General features: G+C 61.9%; 9 protein-coding genes. 3 read left to right on the top strand and 6 right to left on the bottom strand.

Features of this window, described 5'->3' with window-relative positions; all coding sequences use genetic code 11:
• Positions 1-23 precede the first annotated feature (23 nt).
• Positions 24-836: an exodeoxyribonuclease III gene (xthA, locus tag LUU92_RS17840; protein ID WP_093124042.1), complete on the bottom strand. Its 813-nt coding sequence runs from the start codon at positions 834-836 to the stop codon at positions 24-26.
• Positions 837-1004: 168 nt separating this feature from the next.
• Between xthA and LUU92_RS17835 the strand changes: the two genes are divergently transcribed.
• The 3 genes from LUU92_RS17835 to LUU92_RS17825 all read left to right on the top strand — a co-directional run bounded on the left by LUU92_RS17835 (position 1005) and on the right by LUU92_RS17825 (position 7118).
• The gene (locus LUU92_RS17835; protein WP_071491988.1) at positions 1005-1655 is read left to right on the top strand and encodes a GNAT family N-acetyltransferase; all 651 of its coding nucleotides are present in this window, start codon (positions 1005-1007) and stop codon (positions 1653-1655) included.
• Between the two features lie 64 nt (positions 1656-1719).
• Positions 1720-3447, top strand: a complete 1728-nt coding sequence (locus LUU92_RS17830) for an autotransporter assembly complex protein TamA (RefSeq protein ID WP_257102416.1) — start codon at positions 1720-1722, stop codon at positions 3445-3447.
• On the top strand, positions 3447-7118 hold the full coding sequence (locus LUU92_RS17825) for a translocation/assembly module TamB domain-containing protein (protein WP_257102415.1): 3672 nt from the start codon (positions 3447-3449) through the stop codon (positions 7116-7118). Before LUU92_RS17830 ends, LUU92_RS17825 begins: the two co-directional genes overlap by 1 nt.
• A gap of 69 nt (positions 7119-7187) precedes the next feature.
• On the opposite strand, the gene LUU92_RS17820 is transcribed toward LUU92_RS17825, so the two are convergent.
• From LUU92_RS17820 to LUU92_RS17800, 5 genes are all read right to left on the bottom strand, one after another.
• Positions 7188-9668 (bottom strand): fimbria/pilus outer membrane usher protein, encoded by a 2481-nt coding sequence (locus LUU92_RS17820; RefSeq protein ID WP_257102414.1) that lies wholly within the window; start codon positions 9666-9668, stop codon positions 7188-7190.
• Between the two features lie 85 nt (positions 9669-9753).
• Positions 9754-10503, bottom strand: a complete 750-nt coding sequence (locus LUU92_RS17815; RefSeq protein WP_257102413.1) for a fimbrial biogenesis chaperone — start codon at positions 10501-10503, stop codon at positions 9754-9756.
• A 59-nt stretch (positions 10504-10562) separates the two neighbouring features.
• Positions 10563-11153, bottom strand: a complete 591-nt coding sequence (locus LUU92_RS17810) for a fimbrial protein (RefSeq protein WP_071491983.1) — start codon at positions 11151-11153, stop codon at positions 10563-10565.
• Positions 11154-11237: 84 nt separating this feature from the next.
• Positions 11238-11882 carry a response regulator gene (locus LUU92_RS17805; protein ID WP_071491982.1) on the bottom strand — a complete coding sequence of 215 codons (645 nt, stop codon included), beginning with the start codon at positions 11880-11882 and terminating at the stop codon, positions 11238-11240.
• A gap of 22 nt (positions 11883-11904) precedes the next feature.
• Positions 11905-15063, bottom strand: a complete 3159-nt coding sequence (locus LUU92_RS17800) for a hybrid sensor histidine kinase/response regulator (protein ID WP_257102412.1) — start codon at positions 15061-15063, stop codon at positions 11905-11907.
• Positions 15064-15111 lie beyond the last annotated feature (48 nt).

The raw sequence follows: 15111 nt of genomic DNA, 5'->3' as shown, positions 1-15111 counted from the left end.
AAGCCCACTCCCACTTTTTGCGATCAGCTCAGTTCCAGCCAGATCGGCGCATGGTCCGAAGGCTTCTCCAGCCCACGCAGCTCGTAATCCACCCCGGCATCCTTGACCCGCGAAAGCAGGCCATTGGAGGCCAGGATCACGTCAATGCGCAGCCCACGCTTGGGCTCGTCTTCAAAGCCCCGGCTGCGGTAGTCGAACCAGCTGAAGCGGTCGGCCACGTCCGGGTTGAGGTGGCGGAAGCTGTCCACCAGGCCCCAGTTCTTCAGGCGAGCCATCCATTCGCGCTCTTCCGGCAGGAAGCTGCATTTGCCGGTCTTGAGCCAACGCTTGGCGTTGTCGGCACCGATGCCGATGTCGCAGTCTTCCGGGGAAATGTTTACGTCGCCCATCACCACCAGCGCCTGGTCGTTGCTGAACTGGCTTTCCAGCAGCTGCTGCAGGTCTTCGTAGAAGCGCTGCTTGGCCGGGAACTTGGTCGGGTGATCGCGGCTTTCGCCCTGGGGGAAGTAGCCGTTCATGATGGTGACCGGGTGGCCGTTCGCGTCGGCGAAGGTGCCCCAGATAAAGCGACGCTGGGCGTCCTCTTCGTCACTGGCAAAGCCTTTGTGCACGCTCAGGGCTTCCTTGCGCGAGAGCAGCGCCACCCCGTAGTGGCCTTTTTGCCCATGGTAGTACACGTGATAGCCAAGGGCCTGCACTTCGGCCAGCGGGAATTGGTCATCGTGGACTTTGGTTTCCTGCAAACCGATCACGTCGGGCTGGTGCTTTTCAATCAGCGCCGCCAACTGATGAGGGCGGGCGCGCAGCCCGTTGATATTGAAGGAGACGATTTTCATGGTCGGCAGTCCAGTCTGGCAAAAGGGCGATGCTAGCGGACAAGTCGGACGGGGGCCAGCGTGGCGGTAGGGCACATGCACTGCTAATGTCTGGGAACGACTCGTGCTGTGTAGGTTCGTACCCATAAGAACGCTGCCTTTTGAGCCGCGCCCAGGGAGATTGACGGTATGCCGGACACTACAACTGCAATTGCTGAAATTCGCCTGCTCAACAGCGGTTACTCCCGCGAGGCCCGGTCCCTGTTGTACCAGGCCTATCGGCATGAGCCGACCTTCGCCTACATCTTCGAAGCCGAGCGCCCCGGTTATGAACAACGGGTGCGCGCCACCGTGCGCGAGTTGGTCAAGCAGCACTTCTTTCAGAAACTGCCGGCCATCGGCCTGTTCGTCAACGACCGGCTGATCGGCATCGCCCTGATCGCGCCACCGCAGCGGCGCCTGGGCATCACCGAAAGCTGGGCCTGGCAACTGCGCATGTGGCTGAGCACCGGCGTGCGCGGTACACGGCGTTACCTCGACTACCATCACGCGGTGCTGGCGTGCCTGCCCAGTGAGTCGGTACATGTACTGCCGTTGCTGGGCATTCACCCGCAGTTCCAGGGTAAGCATTACGGCGAGCAGTTGCTGGAAGCCGTGCACAATTGGTGTGCCGAAGACCCGCATTCATCCGGTGTGGTGCTGGACACTGGGAATTCACGTTACCTGGAGTTCTATAAGCGTCAGGGCTACGAGGAAATCGGTGAAGTGGCGGTAGGCCCGATCCTGGAACATGTGTTTTTCCATCCCAATCCGCAGTCGTTACATGCTGCAACGGCTTAATACAGAATTATTCAGATAAATCCGAGTTCAAAGAGTCTCCCTTGCTCGTGTAGCATCCGCGCCTATGAAGTTTCCAGGAAGATTTACCAGCGGCTTGATTCTGCTGTTCACAAGCTGCGGCGCGTTGGCGCAAAGCGAACTGGACGTGCGGATCAAGCCTTCGAACGACGCGTTGAAAGCCAACATCGAAGGCTATATCGGCGGGGTGGGCGATCGTGATGAAGAGGCCCTGCTGCGGTTCAGCCGTGGCGCCGAGGAGCAGGCGCGCAAAGCTGCCCAGGCCCTTGGCTTCTATCAGCCACAGATCGACAGTGAAGTGAAGGGCGGCAAGAACCCGCGCCTGATCCTCACCATCGACCCCGGCGAACCGGTGCATGTGCGCAACGTGACCATTCGGGTCGACGGCCCCGCCGCAGACCTCAAGACCTTTCGCGTGCCCGTCAGCAACGACCTCAAGACCGGCGCTGTGCTCAACCACGGCCATTACGAAGACGCCAAGCGCCTGATCCAGAACCAGGCTTCGCGCTACGGCTTTTTCAGCGGGCGCTTCACAAGCCAGAAACTCGCGGTAGACCCGAAGGCCGGTGTCGCCGATATCGAACTCATCTACGACAGCGGCCCGCGCTATACATTGGGCAAAGTCAGCTTCGCCGGCGACACGCCGTTTGACGAAGAGCTGCTGCAACGCATGGTGCCGTTCAAAAGCGGCACGCCCTACGATTCCGAACTGATCGCCGAACTCAACCAGAACCTGCAAGCCAGTGGCTTTTTTGAAGGCGTGCGCGTGGACGCCGCCCCTGCCGCGTCGACCAATGACATCATCCCGGTGGCCGTGCGCTTGGAGACCCGCAAGCCGCGCACCATGGGGCTGGGCCTGGGGTTTTCCACTGACGTCGGCCCGCGTGGCAAAGCCAACTGGACCCGCCACTGGGTCAACCCCCAGGGCCACAGCTATGGTTGGGAAGCCGAGCTGTCGGCGCCGCGGCAGAACGTCGGCCTGTGGTACGACATACCGCTGGACCCACCGCTCACCGATAAACTGCGCTTTGCCGGTGGCTATCAGAACGAAGAAATCGCCAATACCGACACCCTGAGTAAATTGCTCACCGTGGGTCCCGAGTGGCACAGCAAGCTGCCCAGCGGCTGGACCCGGGTGATTTCGCTCAAGTATCAGCGTGAAGAATATCGCCTGGGCAATGACTCCGGCCTGAGCAACCTGGTGATGCCGGGCGTCAGCTATTCCTATCTGCGCAGCGACAACCGCATCGACCCACACAACGGCTACCGCCTGCAATTCGACACCAAAGTCGCCAAGGAAGGCCTGGGCTCCGATACCAACCTGCTTTACGGCACCGCCATGGTCAAAGGCCTGACCACGCTGTGGGACAACCATCGCTTCCTGGCCCGTGCGCAGGTGGGCGGCAGTGCCACCAACGGCTACAAATCGGTGCCGCCATCGCTGCGTTTCTTTGCCGGTGGCGACCAGAGCGTACGGGGCTATGAGTACCAGACACTGTCGCCGGAGAACGACCGGGGCGATCGCATCGGTGGCCGCTACATGGTGGCCCTGAGCGCCGAGTATCAATATTCCATCGCCGAGAAATGGCGGATCGCGACCTTCGTCGACCAGGGCAACTCGTTCAATACCCTGGAAATGCCCAGCCTTAAAACCGGCGTTGGCGTCGGTATCCGCTGGGTGTCGCCGGTCGGCCCGATCCGCCTGGACCTGGCCCATGCCCTGGAAGACCCGGGCGGCATTCGATTGCACTTTTCCATGGGGCCTGAGCTGTGATGCGTGGTTTTAAAATAGCGGGGTTGGCCGTGGTGGCGAGCCTTGCCGTGTTGTTGCTGGCAGTGTGGGCGGTGCTGGGTACCCAGGCGGGCAGCCGCTGGGTGTTGGCACGCGTGCCGGGCTTGAGTGTCGACAATTTCCAGGGGCATCTGGGCGGCCAATGGAGCGCCGACCATCTGCTGTGGCAGCAGGACAGCAGCCGCATCGAACTCCAGGCGCCCAAGCTGGATTGGTCGCCGGCCTGCCTGTTGCGCATGACCCTGTGCATCGACCGCTTGGACGTGGAACAGGTCAGCCTGCAATTTCCACCGAGCGCCGAAGAAAGCAGCGGCCCCATCGCACTGCCTGACTTGAAGCTACCCGTGGCCATCCAGTTGGGCGACGTTCGCGTCGGCAGCCTGCTGTTCAACGGCAGCGAAGAGCTAAAGGGCCTGCAACTGGCGGCGCATTGGACCTCCGCCGGTATGCAGATCGACTCGGTTCACCTGCAACGCGATGGCCTGGTGCTGGAACTGGCCGGCCTGCTGCAACCCACCGGCGACTGGCCGTTGAGCGCCAGCGGTAATCTCAGTCTGCCCTATGCGCCAGATGATGCACCCTGGAAGGTGGCGCTCAAGGTTAAGGGCGACCTGCTCAAGACCCTCAAGCTTGACGCCGACAGCACGGGCTATTTGCCAGCCAAGCTCACGGGAGAACTTCAACCCCTGGTGGAACACCTCCCAGCGCAATTACACATCACCGCCGACGGCTTCAAGCCTAGCGCCGAGCTGCCCGACACCCTGCAACTCAATCAACTCGACCTCACCGCTCAAGGTGATTTGAGCCGTGGCTACCAACTGCTGGGCAAAGCCGTGCTGCCGGCGGAAAAAGGCCCGGTGGACTTGCTGCTGCAAGGCAAGGTCGACGCCAAGGGTGCGCAGATCGCCGGCCTGGACCTGAATGCCGGTGACAAGCAAAGCCTCAAGCTCAGCGCCAATCTGGACTGGCAACAAGGCTTCAGCGCCGATGCCAAGGTCGACTGGCTGGACTTCCCCTGGCATCGCCTTTATCCCGTCGTCGACGAGCCCCAGGTTGCACTGCGTACATTCAATGGCGAGGTCTCCTACAAGGATGGCAACTACCTGGGCAACCTCAAGGCTGACCTCGACGGCCCCGCAGGCAAGTTCAACGTGGTCACGCCGTTCAGTGGCGACCTCACGCAAATCTTCCTGCCCGAGCTGAAACTCATCGCCGGCCAAGGCAAGGCCGAAGGCCACCTGAACCTGCAATTCGCCGATGGCATTGCCTGGGACACGGCCCTCGACCTGTCGGCGCTGAACCCGGCATATTGGGTGGCCGAACTGCCCGGCACCCTGGCCGGGCCGCTGCGCAGCAAGGGCGAGTTCAAGAACGAGCAGCTCAAGCTGAACGCCGACCTCGACCTCAAGGGCCGCCTCCGCGGGCAAACCGCGGTGCTGGCGGCCAAGGCCGAAGGCGCGCGCGAGCAGTGGACCCTGGCCAACCTGGATATCCGCCTGGGCGACAACCGCATCAACGGCAGCGGCAGCCTGCAACAACGCCTGGCCGGGCAGATCGATATCAAGCTGGCGCGTCTGGCCCAGTTGTGGCCGCAGTTGCGCGGGCAGGTCAATGGCCGGCTCGACGTGGCCGGCAGCCTCAAGGCGCCCCAAGGCAAGCTCGGCCTCAATGGACAGCAACTGGCGTTCGCCGACAATCGCCTTCAAAGCCTGACCCTCGACGCCACGCTGGATAACGCCCAACGCGCGAAGATCGACCTCAAGGGCAGCGGTATCCAGGCCGGCGACACCCAGGTCGGCACCCTGACGGCCAGCGCCCAGGGCGATATCAAGAACCAGAAAGTCCAACTGGACCTGGCCGGCCCTCTGGTCAAGCTGGCCCTGGCATTGGACGGCAACCTCGACAAAGGCAACTGGCGCGGGCGCCTGGCCAGTGGCGACGTCCAAGCCGGTGGCCAGGACTGGAAGCTGCAAGCCCCGGCCAAGATCGAGCGCATGGCTGATGGCAGGCTGACATTTGCCGCGCACTGCTGGGTGTCCGGCCCCGCCAGCCTGTGCGGCGAAGACCAGCGCCTGATGCCCGAGCCGAAGCTGCGTTACCACCTCAAGCAATTCCCCATCGACAGCCTGGCGGCGTTCCTGCCCAAGGATTTTGCCTGGCAGGGCAAGCTCAATGCCGACCTGCAACTGGACCTCCCGGACAGCGGCCCCAAAGGCGTGGTCTCGGTGGACGCCAGTGGTGGCACCCTGCGCGTCAAGGACAAGGACCAGTGGCTGGATTTCCCCTATGACACGCTGAAACTGGAAACCACCCTCAACCCCAAGCGCATCGACACGCAGCTCAACTTTCAGGGCGGCAAACTCGGCGAACTGCTGTTACAGGCACAGATCAACCCGTTGCCGAAAAACAAACCGATCACCGGCAACTTCAGCCTGGTCGGCCTCGACCTCGCGGTGGCGCGGCCGTTTGTGCCGATGGTGGAGAAACTCACCGGCAAGCTCAACGGCAATGGCCGTCTCTCCGGCGGCCTGCTGGCGCCCCAGGTCAACGGCAACGTCAACCTGGTGGGCGGCGAGATCTCCGGGTCGGAACTGCCCATCAGCCTGGAAGGCTTGAATGTGCAGGCGCTGATTGCCGGCGAAAGCGTGCAGCTCAACGGCGCCTGGCACAGTGGCAAGGCCGGGCAGGGCAGCCTCAAGGGTCAGGTCGACTGGGGCAAGGCCCTGGTGGTGGACCTCAGTTTGCAAGGCTCGCAGTTGCCTGTCACGGTCGAACCTTACGCCGTGCTGGAAGTGGCGCCCGACCTGAAAATCAGCCTGAAGAACGACAAGCTGGCCATCGCCGGCAACGTGCACATCCCACGTGGCGACATCACTGTGCGCGAGCTGCCGCCGTCGACGGTCAAGGTTTCCGATGACACGGTGATCATCGGCAGCCAGACCGAGGAGGGCAAACCACCGATGGCCATGGCGATGGATATCAACGTGGTAGTGGGCGAAGACAAGCTCAACTTCTCGGGCTTCGGCCTCACCGCGAAGGTCCAGGGCCAGGTGCACATCGGCGACAACCTCGACACCCGGGGCGAACTATGGCTCAACGATGGCCGCTACCGCGCCTACGGCCAGAAGCTCGATGTGCGGCGTGCGCGGCTGTTGTTTGCCGGGCCGCTGGACCAGCCATTCCTGGATATCGAAGCGATTCGCAAGACGGGCGATGTGGTCGCCGGTATCCGCCTCAGTGGCAGCGCGGAACAACCCACCACGCAAATCTTCTCCGAACCGGCCATGAGCCAGGAGCAGGCGCTGTCCTACCTGGTGCTGGGGCGTCCGCTGAGCACCACCGGTGAAGACAACAACATGCTGGCCCAGGCTGCGCTGGGCCTGGGCTTGATGGGCAGTGCCGGGGTCACCTCGGACCTGGCGAAGAACCTGGGCATCCAGGACTTCGAACTCGACACCCAGGGCAGCGGCAATAACACCGCCGTGGTGGCCAGCGGCAAGATCACCGAGAAACTCAGCCTGCGGTATGGGGTCGGCGTGTTCGAACCGGCCAGCACCATTGCCTTGCGCTACCTGTTGAGCAAGAAGGTGTACCTGGAAGTGGCGAGCGGCGTGGCCAGCTCCCTGGATATCTTCTACAAACGTGACTTCTAAGCCACACAGGGACAAAAATGTGGAAAGGGGCAAGCCCCCTCCCACATTTGATCAGTGGCGTTGATGGATTTATGGCAAGCAGGTCAGGGCCGCCTGCTCATAGTTCAGCGCCTTATTGCGCTCGCCCAGCGTATACGGCGCCTGGCAGTGCTGGTCACCCCACTTGATCACCAGCGTACCGGCATCCTCTTCGATCAATGCCAATGCCTTGCCGCTAGGATCGGACATCGCGATCTGCTTGCCCGCAACACTCTCCAGCGACGCACCAAACGGGATGGGCTGGTGATGCGCGTCGAACAGCGCAAACTGCACGCGCCGCCCGCTCTTGCTGGTATAGCGGGCCACCACCACGGCCCCACGACGAGGCACGACCTGCTGGGTGGCGTTATCGATTTCAATGTCAGCGCCCAGGTCACGAGTGTCCAGGCTGATCCAGTTCACCCGGTAAGGCTGCGCATTGGGGATCACCGCATAGCCGTTACGGCCGGTCTTTGCCCCGGAAAAGCTGCCGATCTTCACGCCCTGCACGCCGTCGACGTGCGCCAGCGCAAAGGTCTCGCCCACGGTCTGGCCCAGGTTGATACCGCCTGGGTGGGCCACCACCGACCCCGCCACGTTGAGGTTCTGCGCGCTGTACCCACGGCCCTGGCTGTAGCCGCCGCTGATGTCCATCAGCGAGGTGCGGGTACTGAGGTTGGCCGAGCCGGTGCTGCCGCCTGTGCTGCTGTTACCGCCTTGCAATGAGTAATAGGTGTCGCTGTTTTCGGTCAGGTAGCCGTTGACGCCCAGTTGCGTGGTGTCGCTGCCTTTCTGCGTGCTGGCCGACATAAAGGCCCTCGGCGCGCGGGGCTTTGAGCCCAGCGGAAAGGATACGGACAGGTTGATCAGCGTGTCGTTGTTCGACGCCCCGTAGTTGCCCACGTCCTTGGTATGCGTGGCGCTGAGGTTGTAGCTCACGTCGCCCCAGTAGTTGCTGTAGCCCGCCGAAAGGCTTTGCGAACCGCCGCGTCCCCAGTAGCGCTGGTCGCTGGCATTTACGTACACACTGCCGAACTGCTGGTTGCGGCCCAGGCTCTGGTTGATGGTCAGGTCGGTGCGGGTCTTGGAGTTGCCGTTGCGTTTTTGGCCCTCATTGCTGAGTTCCTCGACGTGGTCGGCGAGGGTGCGATAGCCCTCGGTCGAATACCGATAGGCCGCCAGGGTGAAGTTGGTGTCGGTGCCGGTAAAGGTCTTGGCGTACAACGCGCGCACGCTGTTGCCCGTGACCTGCTGGCCGAAGGTGCGGCTGACGGAGTGGGTCATGTCCAGCGATACCGCGCCGATCGACGTGTTGCGTCCAGCCCCCACGGACAACGCCTGGAAGTCCTGCGTGGCTTGTATGCCGACAATCCCCGACAGGTTGCTGCTGATGCCATAGGCCAGGGTGCTGCTGACAAATTGCGGTTTTTCTTGCCCGTCGTCATTGCTGTTGTACTGGCCGGCGGAGAGGCTGTATTTCAACTGGCCTTCGCGCACCATGATCGGCAGGCTGGAAAATGCCTGCACCGTGACCCGGCGACGGCCGTCAGCCTCGATGACCGTCACTTCCAGGTCGCCGTTGGAGCCGCTGGGGTAAATGTCGCTGATCTCGAACGGGCCCGGCGGCACGTTGGCGGTGTAGAGGATGTAATTGTTCTGGCGGATTTCCACCGTGGCGCTCGATTGCGCAATGCCACGGATGATCGGCGCGTAGCCACGCTCGCTGTCGGCGCGCATGCCGTCGTCGGAGGCCAGCTTGAGACCGCGATAGCGCACGCTGTCGAACAGGTCGGTGTCCGAGAAAATATCTCCGGCACTGAACTGGCCCTTCAAGGCAGTCACGTCATGTTGCAGGTAGGTGCGGTTGCTCTTGAACGTACTGGGGCGGTCGGTGCTGCTGTTGAAGTTCGATTCGTTGCGCAGGCGCCACGCGCCCAGGTTAATGCCGTTGCGCAAGCCCAGGTTATTCGAGAGCGTGGTATCGGCGTCAGTGCTGTTGCGGTTGCTGCTCAATTGGTAATTGATGAACGCCGCAGGCACGCCTTCGTCCCACAGCGCAGGGTCGACGTAGCCGCGCCGCCCACGCTCCATGGCGCGTTGAGGCACGCTGACCAGCAGGCGCAGGCGCGGTACGTCGTAGCGCACGCTGGCATGCTCGATCAAGGCAGGCAGGTCCAGGCAGGCATTCGGGTCGGTATCGACGAGCTTGCCGCTGGCCTGTAATGCGCCGATATCGACGCCCACTTGCTGCAGTATCTCCAGGGTCAGGCAGGCCTCGACCTTGCCGTTTTGCGGGTTGCGGTGAAAGTCGATATCGCGCCGACCAACCAGGGTTTCATTGCCGTACAGGTCAACCCGGTAAGTGCCGGGCAGTACGCTGCTGCTGGCGAGCAGCGTGTGCAAATCGACGTCAGCTGCCGCACCTTGCAAAAACGAAGTATTGAATTGTTCGTCGCCATCGGCCTGGCACAATGAAGTGAAGCCCAGGGCAATCAATAACGGCGCCAATCCATCGCGCTTGAATAAAAACATGCAGGAACCCTATATCACCTCCGATACGAACTAACGGAGCGAAGAGAAATACAGTGAAAGTGCGGCTGCGCGAACGGCAGGCGCGTTATGGTGATTCTGTGTTCAAACTGGCTGATGTAGGCGCGCCGTTAACCAGTTGCGCGGAATAACGATCTTGCGCGCCATAGTCATTAATGCTGCCGAACATCAAGCGTGACGGCTGGCTTGAATTAAGTTGTTTAAGATTGAACTCTTTTAGTTCGCCCGGCCCAATCATTAGCGAATCGAACGGGTGTTCACTGACAGCACCGGCTTGCAGGGTAATGTCGGCAATCGACACGTGATAAATCCCCGGGTTGGTGACCCGCAGCACGTGCTTGCCGTCGTGCTCGGCCAACTGCCAGAGCAGCTCGGTCGGTGCCAGGTAGGCTTTGTTTTTCAAGCCGGCGGGGCGAAAGAACACCTTGATGCGCTGGCGCACGGCAAGCTGCAAGGTGTTCTGGGTTTTCGACGCCTGGGGGATTTCCTGCACGTTGAGCCACACCACCGACTCCCGGTCAGTAGGCAGGCCCGCGCCGGCATAAATCACCCGCAACAGCTGTTGCTCATTGGCCGTGACCCGTGCCAGCGGTGGGGTAACGGCAAACGGCACGGTGCCGGTAGCAGCGGTGCCGGTGTCGACCCAGGATTGGATCAGCACGTCTTCACCGTTGTTACGCACTGTGATACCGGCTTCTTTGTGCTGGCCATCGAACACCAGCCGTGTGCTGCTCAACGAAATGCCGGCCGTGGCCTGGCTGACCGCAAGCAGGCCCAGCAGGCCCGCGCAGAGGGAAAGAGAATGACGAAACAACATGATGGCTACCACTACGTTCGAGAGGTGTGCGGGGCCCGAAGGCCCCGCGACGCTGGGGGTTATTCGTATTGCAGGGTGAATGGCAGGGTGGCGTCGCCGCGACCCGCTACGACGGATGCAATGTCGGCCGTGGTGACATAGGCGGCCGAGAATTTCAGCGTGGTGTTGCTGTCCTGCAGGGTGTTTTCGATCTTCGCGGTGGTTGGCGAGCTCAGGTCGATCAGCGCGCCGTTGGCGTCAAGCAGCGCGATACCGACGTTCTTGGCTGAGCCCAGGCCGTCGATCAGCTTCAACACTTTGGTGCCGGCAACGATGCCCGAACCTGCGCCTTTGGTCGGTTCGAAGATCATCGCCACCTTGGTGCCGGCGTTGCAGCTGATCTTCATGTCGAAGTTCTCGGCGCTCAGAGTGCCGCTACCTTTTGGCGCGGTCGCGGTGCCCATGTCCTTGATGGACACTTCGCCCATGTTGATCGAGATGGTTTTGTTCAGGCCAATGCCTTCAACGGAACAGGCATCATTGTTGATGCTGCCGGTGAAACTGATGGTGCCACTGCCGGCTTTGGTTGGCGCGGTGGGTTCGCCGGCGGCGAATGCATTAACTGCGGCAAATACCGACAGAGCCAAGAGTGCGCGAGAGAACTGCTTCATGTTGTTTTTCCATGGTTGGGGTTAAAACAACACAATAAGGCGCAGGCCCTGAGTGGAACATCAGACGATCCCTAGAAGTGAACGTTAGTTAAACAAGTTGCGCTCTATGCAATAAGCCAATAAGTCCTGGTCGCTGCTGACTTCCAACTTGCGCATGGCCGCGACTTTTTGCGTGCTGATGGTTTTGGCGCTGCGGTTCAATCCACGGGCAATCTCATTGACGCTTTGCCCGGAGACAAACAGCCGCAGAATCTCATGCTCCTTGGGTGACAACCGGGTGAAGCGCTGGTCGAGGTCGAACGACTCCAGCACCGAGGTCGGCCGCGGCCCCTTGCTGCGAATCGGGTTGCCGCGCGCGACGGCCTTGAGCGCAGCCTGGATCTCCACGTGCAGCTGGTTTTTCTGGATCACGGCGAGGACACCCAGTTCCTGCAATCGCGTGAGGATCAGTGGGTTGGAGATCATGGTCAGCACCAGCACGCGCACCCTGGGAAAGTGCCTTACCAGGTATTCCAACAGCTTCAGGCCATCGCCGTAGGGCGAGTCTGCTGGCATGTTGAAGTCGGTGATCACCAGATCCACCTCGGTGTTTTCCAGCAACGTCACCAGTTCGTTGGAGCACACGGCTTCGCCCACCACGCGAAAGCGCTCATCACGCTCGACCAGTTCCCGCACCCCGACCAGCACGATGGGGTGATCGTCTGCGATGACTACGTTGAGGGTTTCCATGGGTTTTTTATCCAGAGTGAAGTTATTCAAGGGTGTCGAGCAATGCCGTGAGGCGCGCAAGGTGCTGCCGTACTTCCAAGGCCAGGGCCGGTGTGACCGCCATGCCGGTCAGGCGTAGCTCCAAACCGACAAAGGCGCTAGCCATATCGTCCAACTGCACCGCGCCCAGAGCGCCGGCCATGCTGTGCAGTTGCTGCGCCGCGCCATTGGCGTCCCGATTGTCCATCGCGGTCAAGGTAGTCTGTACGTCCTGGCGCAGCGTGGTGACAAACAGCTCACGCATCCTGGGCGACAACGGCGGCATGTCGACCACCGCCGGTATTTCGATCTTGCAGTGTTGTTCCAGCTGCGTACGCAAAGCGGCGAGGCTCAGGGGCTTGACCATCCACGCGTTCATGCCGACAGCGGCGCAATGCTCGCCTTCTTCGCGCAGGGCATTGGCGGTCACCCCGATGATCGGCAGCACGGCATCCTGTCGGCGCAAGGCTTCGGTCAGTTGGTAGCCGTTCATCACCGGCATATTCACGTCGGTCAGCACCAGGTCGAAGCGTCCCGGCAGCCACTGCATCAGCGCCTGTTCGCCGTTGGCCGCCACGACCACCTGGCAACCCAGGGCTTCCAATTGTTCTTTGATAATGGCCGCGTTGATTACATTGTCTTCGGCCACCAGCACCTGCAGGTTCAGTGGCTGTGCCTTGGCGGACGGTACGCGGCGTGGGCTTGCTTCGGCGCCATGCTGCGCCCGGTAAATCGCCCAGGCAATGGCGCGCACATTGTCGGCGTCGACGCTCCAGTCGGCACCGCACGGTTGAGCCGGGTCGGGCCCGCCCGCCGAGGCGATGATGCGCGTGCGGGGCCATGCCAGGTCCTGGGCGAAATCCACCAACAGCGCGTTAGCCGGCATCTCGGCTGACAGCGCACGGCTGGGAAGCCCCAGGCGATTGAGCCAGTTGATCAGGTGCTGCGCCCGTTCGGGTTCCTGTGCGCGTACGTAGACAGGCGGCAGGCCGGGGCTGAACGGCGGGCAATCGGCCAGGCTGCCGGGAACGACCTGTAATGCGAGCTGCAAGGTAAAGCTGCTGCCCAGCCCGGGCTCACTCACCACATTCAACTGGCCGTGCATCAGCTCGCACAGCCATTTGCAGATTGCCAGGCCCAGCCCGGCACCGGCCTGGCTGGCGGCATCTTCGGCCTGGTAGAAGGGGTCGAAAAGCTGGTGTTGCTGCGCCTGGGAAATGCCCACGCCGGAATCGCTGACCTGCCATTGCAGGCTCACCTGGTCGTCGCTGGTTTGCAGGACACGCAGGCGCAGCACCACGCGCCCGTTATCGGTGAACTTGATCGCGTTGCTCAGCAGGTTGTTGAGGATCTGGCGGATACGCTGCGGGTCACCGCGCAGTCGGTCCGGCAGGTTCGCGTCGATGCAGGCATACAGCTGCAAGCCCTTGGCGCGGGCGAAGGCGCTGTAGGTGCGCACGCTGTCCTCGCTCAGTTCCAGGGGGCAGAAGTCCTGAAGTTCGAGGGTCATTTGCCCGGCTTCGATCTTTGACACATCCAGCACGTCGCTGATCAGTTGGAACAGGGAGGTGGAGGAGCGCTGGATGGTCTGCAGGTAGTCCTGCTGGCGTGGTGCGAGCGAGGTCAGGCCGAGCAGCTCCAAAGTGCCTAGTACGCCGTACAGTGGTGTGCGGATTTCATGGCTCATGGTCGCGAGGAAGCGACTCTTGGCCAGGTTCGCCGAATCGGCCGCCTGACGCGCTTCCTCCAGAGCGGCAGCATCTTCGATATGCCGGGTAACATCGTGCACCGCGCACAACCACGCGTCCTGGCCTTGGTAACGGGTGGGCACGAAGGCCACGTGCAGGTGGCGGCCGTCACTTTCAAGGTCGGCCTGGCCAGGCGTGGTGCGCGGCTGCTGCTTGAGCAAGTCGAATAATGCGCGGGCGTCCTGCCATTGCTGGGCACGCTGGTTTTGCAGGAGCACGTGATGATCGCTGCGGCGGATCACGCACAGGCCGGTCGGCGCGGTGTCGATGACCGCGCGGCTGAACGCCTCGCTTTCGGCGATGCTCGCGTGGGCCTGGTGGGCGGGCAACACCACTCGCGCCGTGTACCAACGGTTGAAGGCGCGGCCACAGCCCAGCATCGCCAGCACCACGGCCAGCAGGCACAGCAGTGGCCACCGCGCGTAGTCGAGGAAACGTTGCAGGCTGATCATGTAGATCGCGGTCCACGGCTGCCCGCCCTGGCTGGTCAGTTTGAACACCAGGCCGTCACGGGTGACGTTCACACCTTCGTTCAGCACCTGGCCGGGCTTCAGCGCCCCGGTCAATACCACGCCGGCGGGGGTGATCAAGGTGAAGTTGTCGTAGATCGACCATTGCATCAGGCGCTCGATGTTATTGACCTTGGCCAGGTCCAGCAGCGATGCCAGCACTACCCAGGTGTTAGCGCCGTCGATGGTCAGTGCGGTCGGGGCCAGGTTGATGTCGACATAGCCCAGCAGCACGGGCGCAGCGTTGTCATCGGGCGTGGGGTCGTAGGGTTCCCAGTGCACCTGATGATCCGGCAACGATGAATTCTGTGCGTGCAGGCGCTCGTTCAACTGGGTCAGCACGTCCACCAGCGCGCCGACCGGCACTTGACCGCCATCGCGCAGCCGACCGGTGGCGGGCACGCTGATGTCGAAGTTGTCCGGGCCGTTGACCACCATCACCTGGGGCGACTGATAGTGGGAGGCGGCCCAGAAGGCGCTGTAGTAAGCCGACAAGTAGGTGCCGAGGGCAAATACCTTGGGGTAGTGTGCGGCGGCGATTTTGTCGGGGTTGATTTTCAAGCTGTAGGGCAGGGCAAACGGCAGCCCGCGACCTTCATAGATATTCGGCCCTTCTTCGGGCAGCGGCTTTTGCACAAAGGGTGGGAGCAGGGCAGAAAGGTTGAGTTCGCCCTGGATACTGCCCCGCGAAACATCGCGCAGGAAGGCTTCCTGCTCGTGGATATTCTCCATCAGTCGGGCGAAGTGGAATTGCAAGGTTTCATGCTGCTCCTTGACCATGCGCTGCACTCCCAGGTAGGTGATACCCAGCAGCAGCACCGCCAATACGCCCAGTACCAGCAAGCCTTTGTTCAGGCGCAGTGAACTGCTGGTGAGTTTCTCCAGGAAGGCATTGGGGGGATGCATGACGCGGTGACCTCGCAAGCTAACGGTGTTGTTCCACACCCGGCAGCC

This window comes from Pseudomonas extremorientalis (assembly GCF_024584605.1).
In the GTDB taxonomy this organism is placed as follows: Bacteria; Pseudomonadota; Gammaproteobacteria; order Pseudomonadales; family Pseudomonadaceae; genus Aquipseudomonas; species Aquipseudomonas extremorientalis.
The sequence above is the reverse complement of the archived record's forward strand: the minus strand, read 5'-3'. Positions and strand labels throughout refer to the sequence as shown.

Bases quoted from the DNA above. Each gene is read 5' to 3' on its own strand.
- xthA (WP_093124042.1), bottom strand. From the start codon at position 836: ATGAAAATCGTCTCCTTCAATATCAACGGGCTGCGCGCCCGCCCTCAT.
- LUU92_RS17835 (WP_071491988.1), top strand. From the start codon at position 1,005: ATGCCGGACACTACAACTGCAATTGCTGAAATTCGCCTGCTCAACAGC.
- LUU92_RS17830 (WP_257102416.1), top strand. From the start codon at position 1,720: ATGAAGTTTCCAGGAAGATTTACCAGCGGCTTGATTCTGCTGTTCACA.
- LUU92_RS17825 (WP_257102415.1), top strand. From the start codon at position 3,447: ATGCGTGGTTTTAAAATAGCGGGGTTGGCCGTGGTGGCGAGCCTTGCC.
- LUU92_RS17820 (WP_257102414.1), bottom strand. From the start codon at position 9,668: ATGTTTTTATTCAAGCGCGATGGATTGGCGCCGTTATTGATTGCCCTG.
- LUU92_RS17815 (WP_257102413.1), bottom strand. From the start codon at position 10,503: ATGTTGTTTCGTCATTCTCTTTCCCTCTGCGCGGGCCTGCTGGGCCTG.
- LUU92_RS17810 (WP_071491983.1), bottom strand. From the start codon at position 11,153: ATGAAGCAGTTCTCTCGCGCACTCTTGGCTCTGTCGGTATTTGCCGCA.
- LUU92_RS17805 (WP_071491982.1), bottom strand. From the start codon at position 11,882: ATGGAAACCCTCAACGTAGTCATCGCAGACGATCACCCCATCGTGCTG.
- LUU92_RS17800 (WP_257102412.1), bottom strand. From the start codon at position 15,063: ATGCATCCCCCCAATGCCTTCCTGGAGAAACTCACCAGCAGTTCACTG.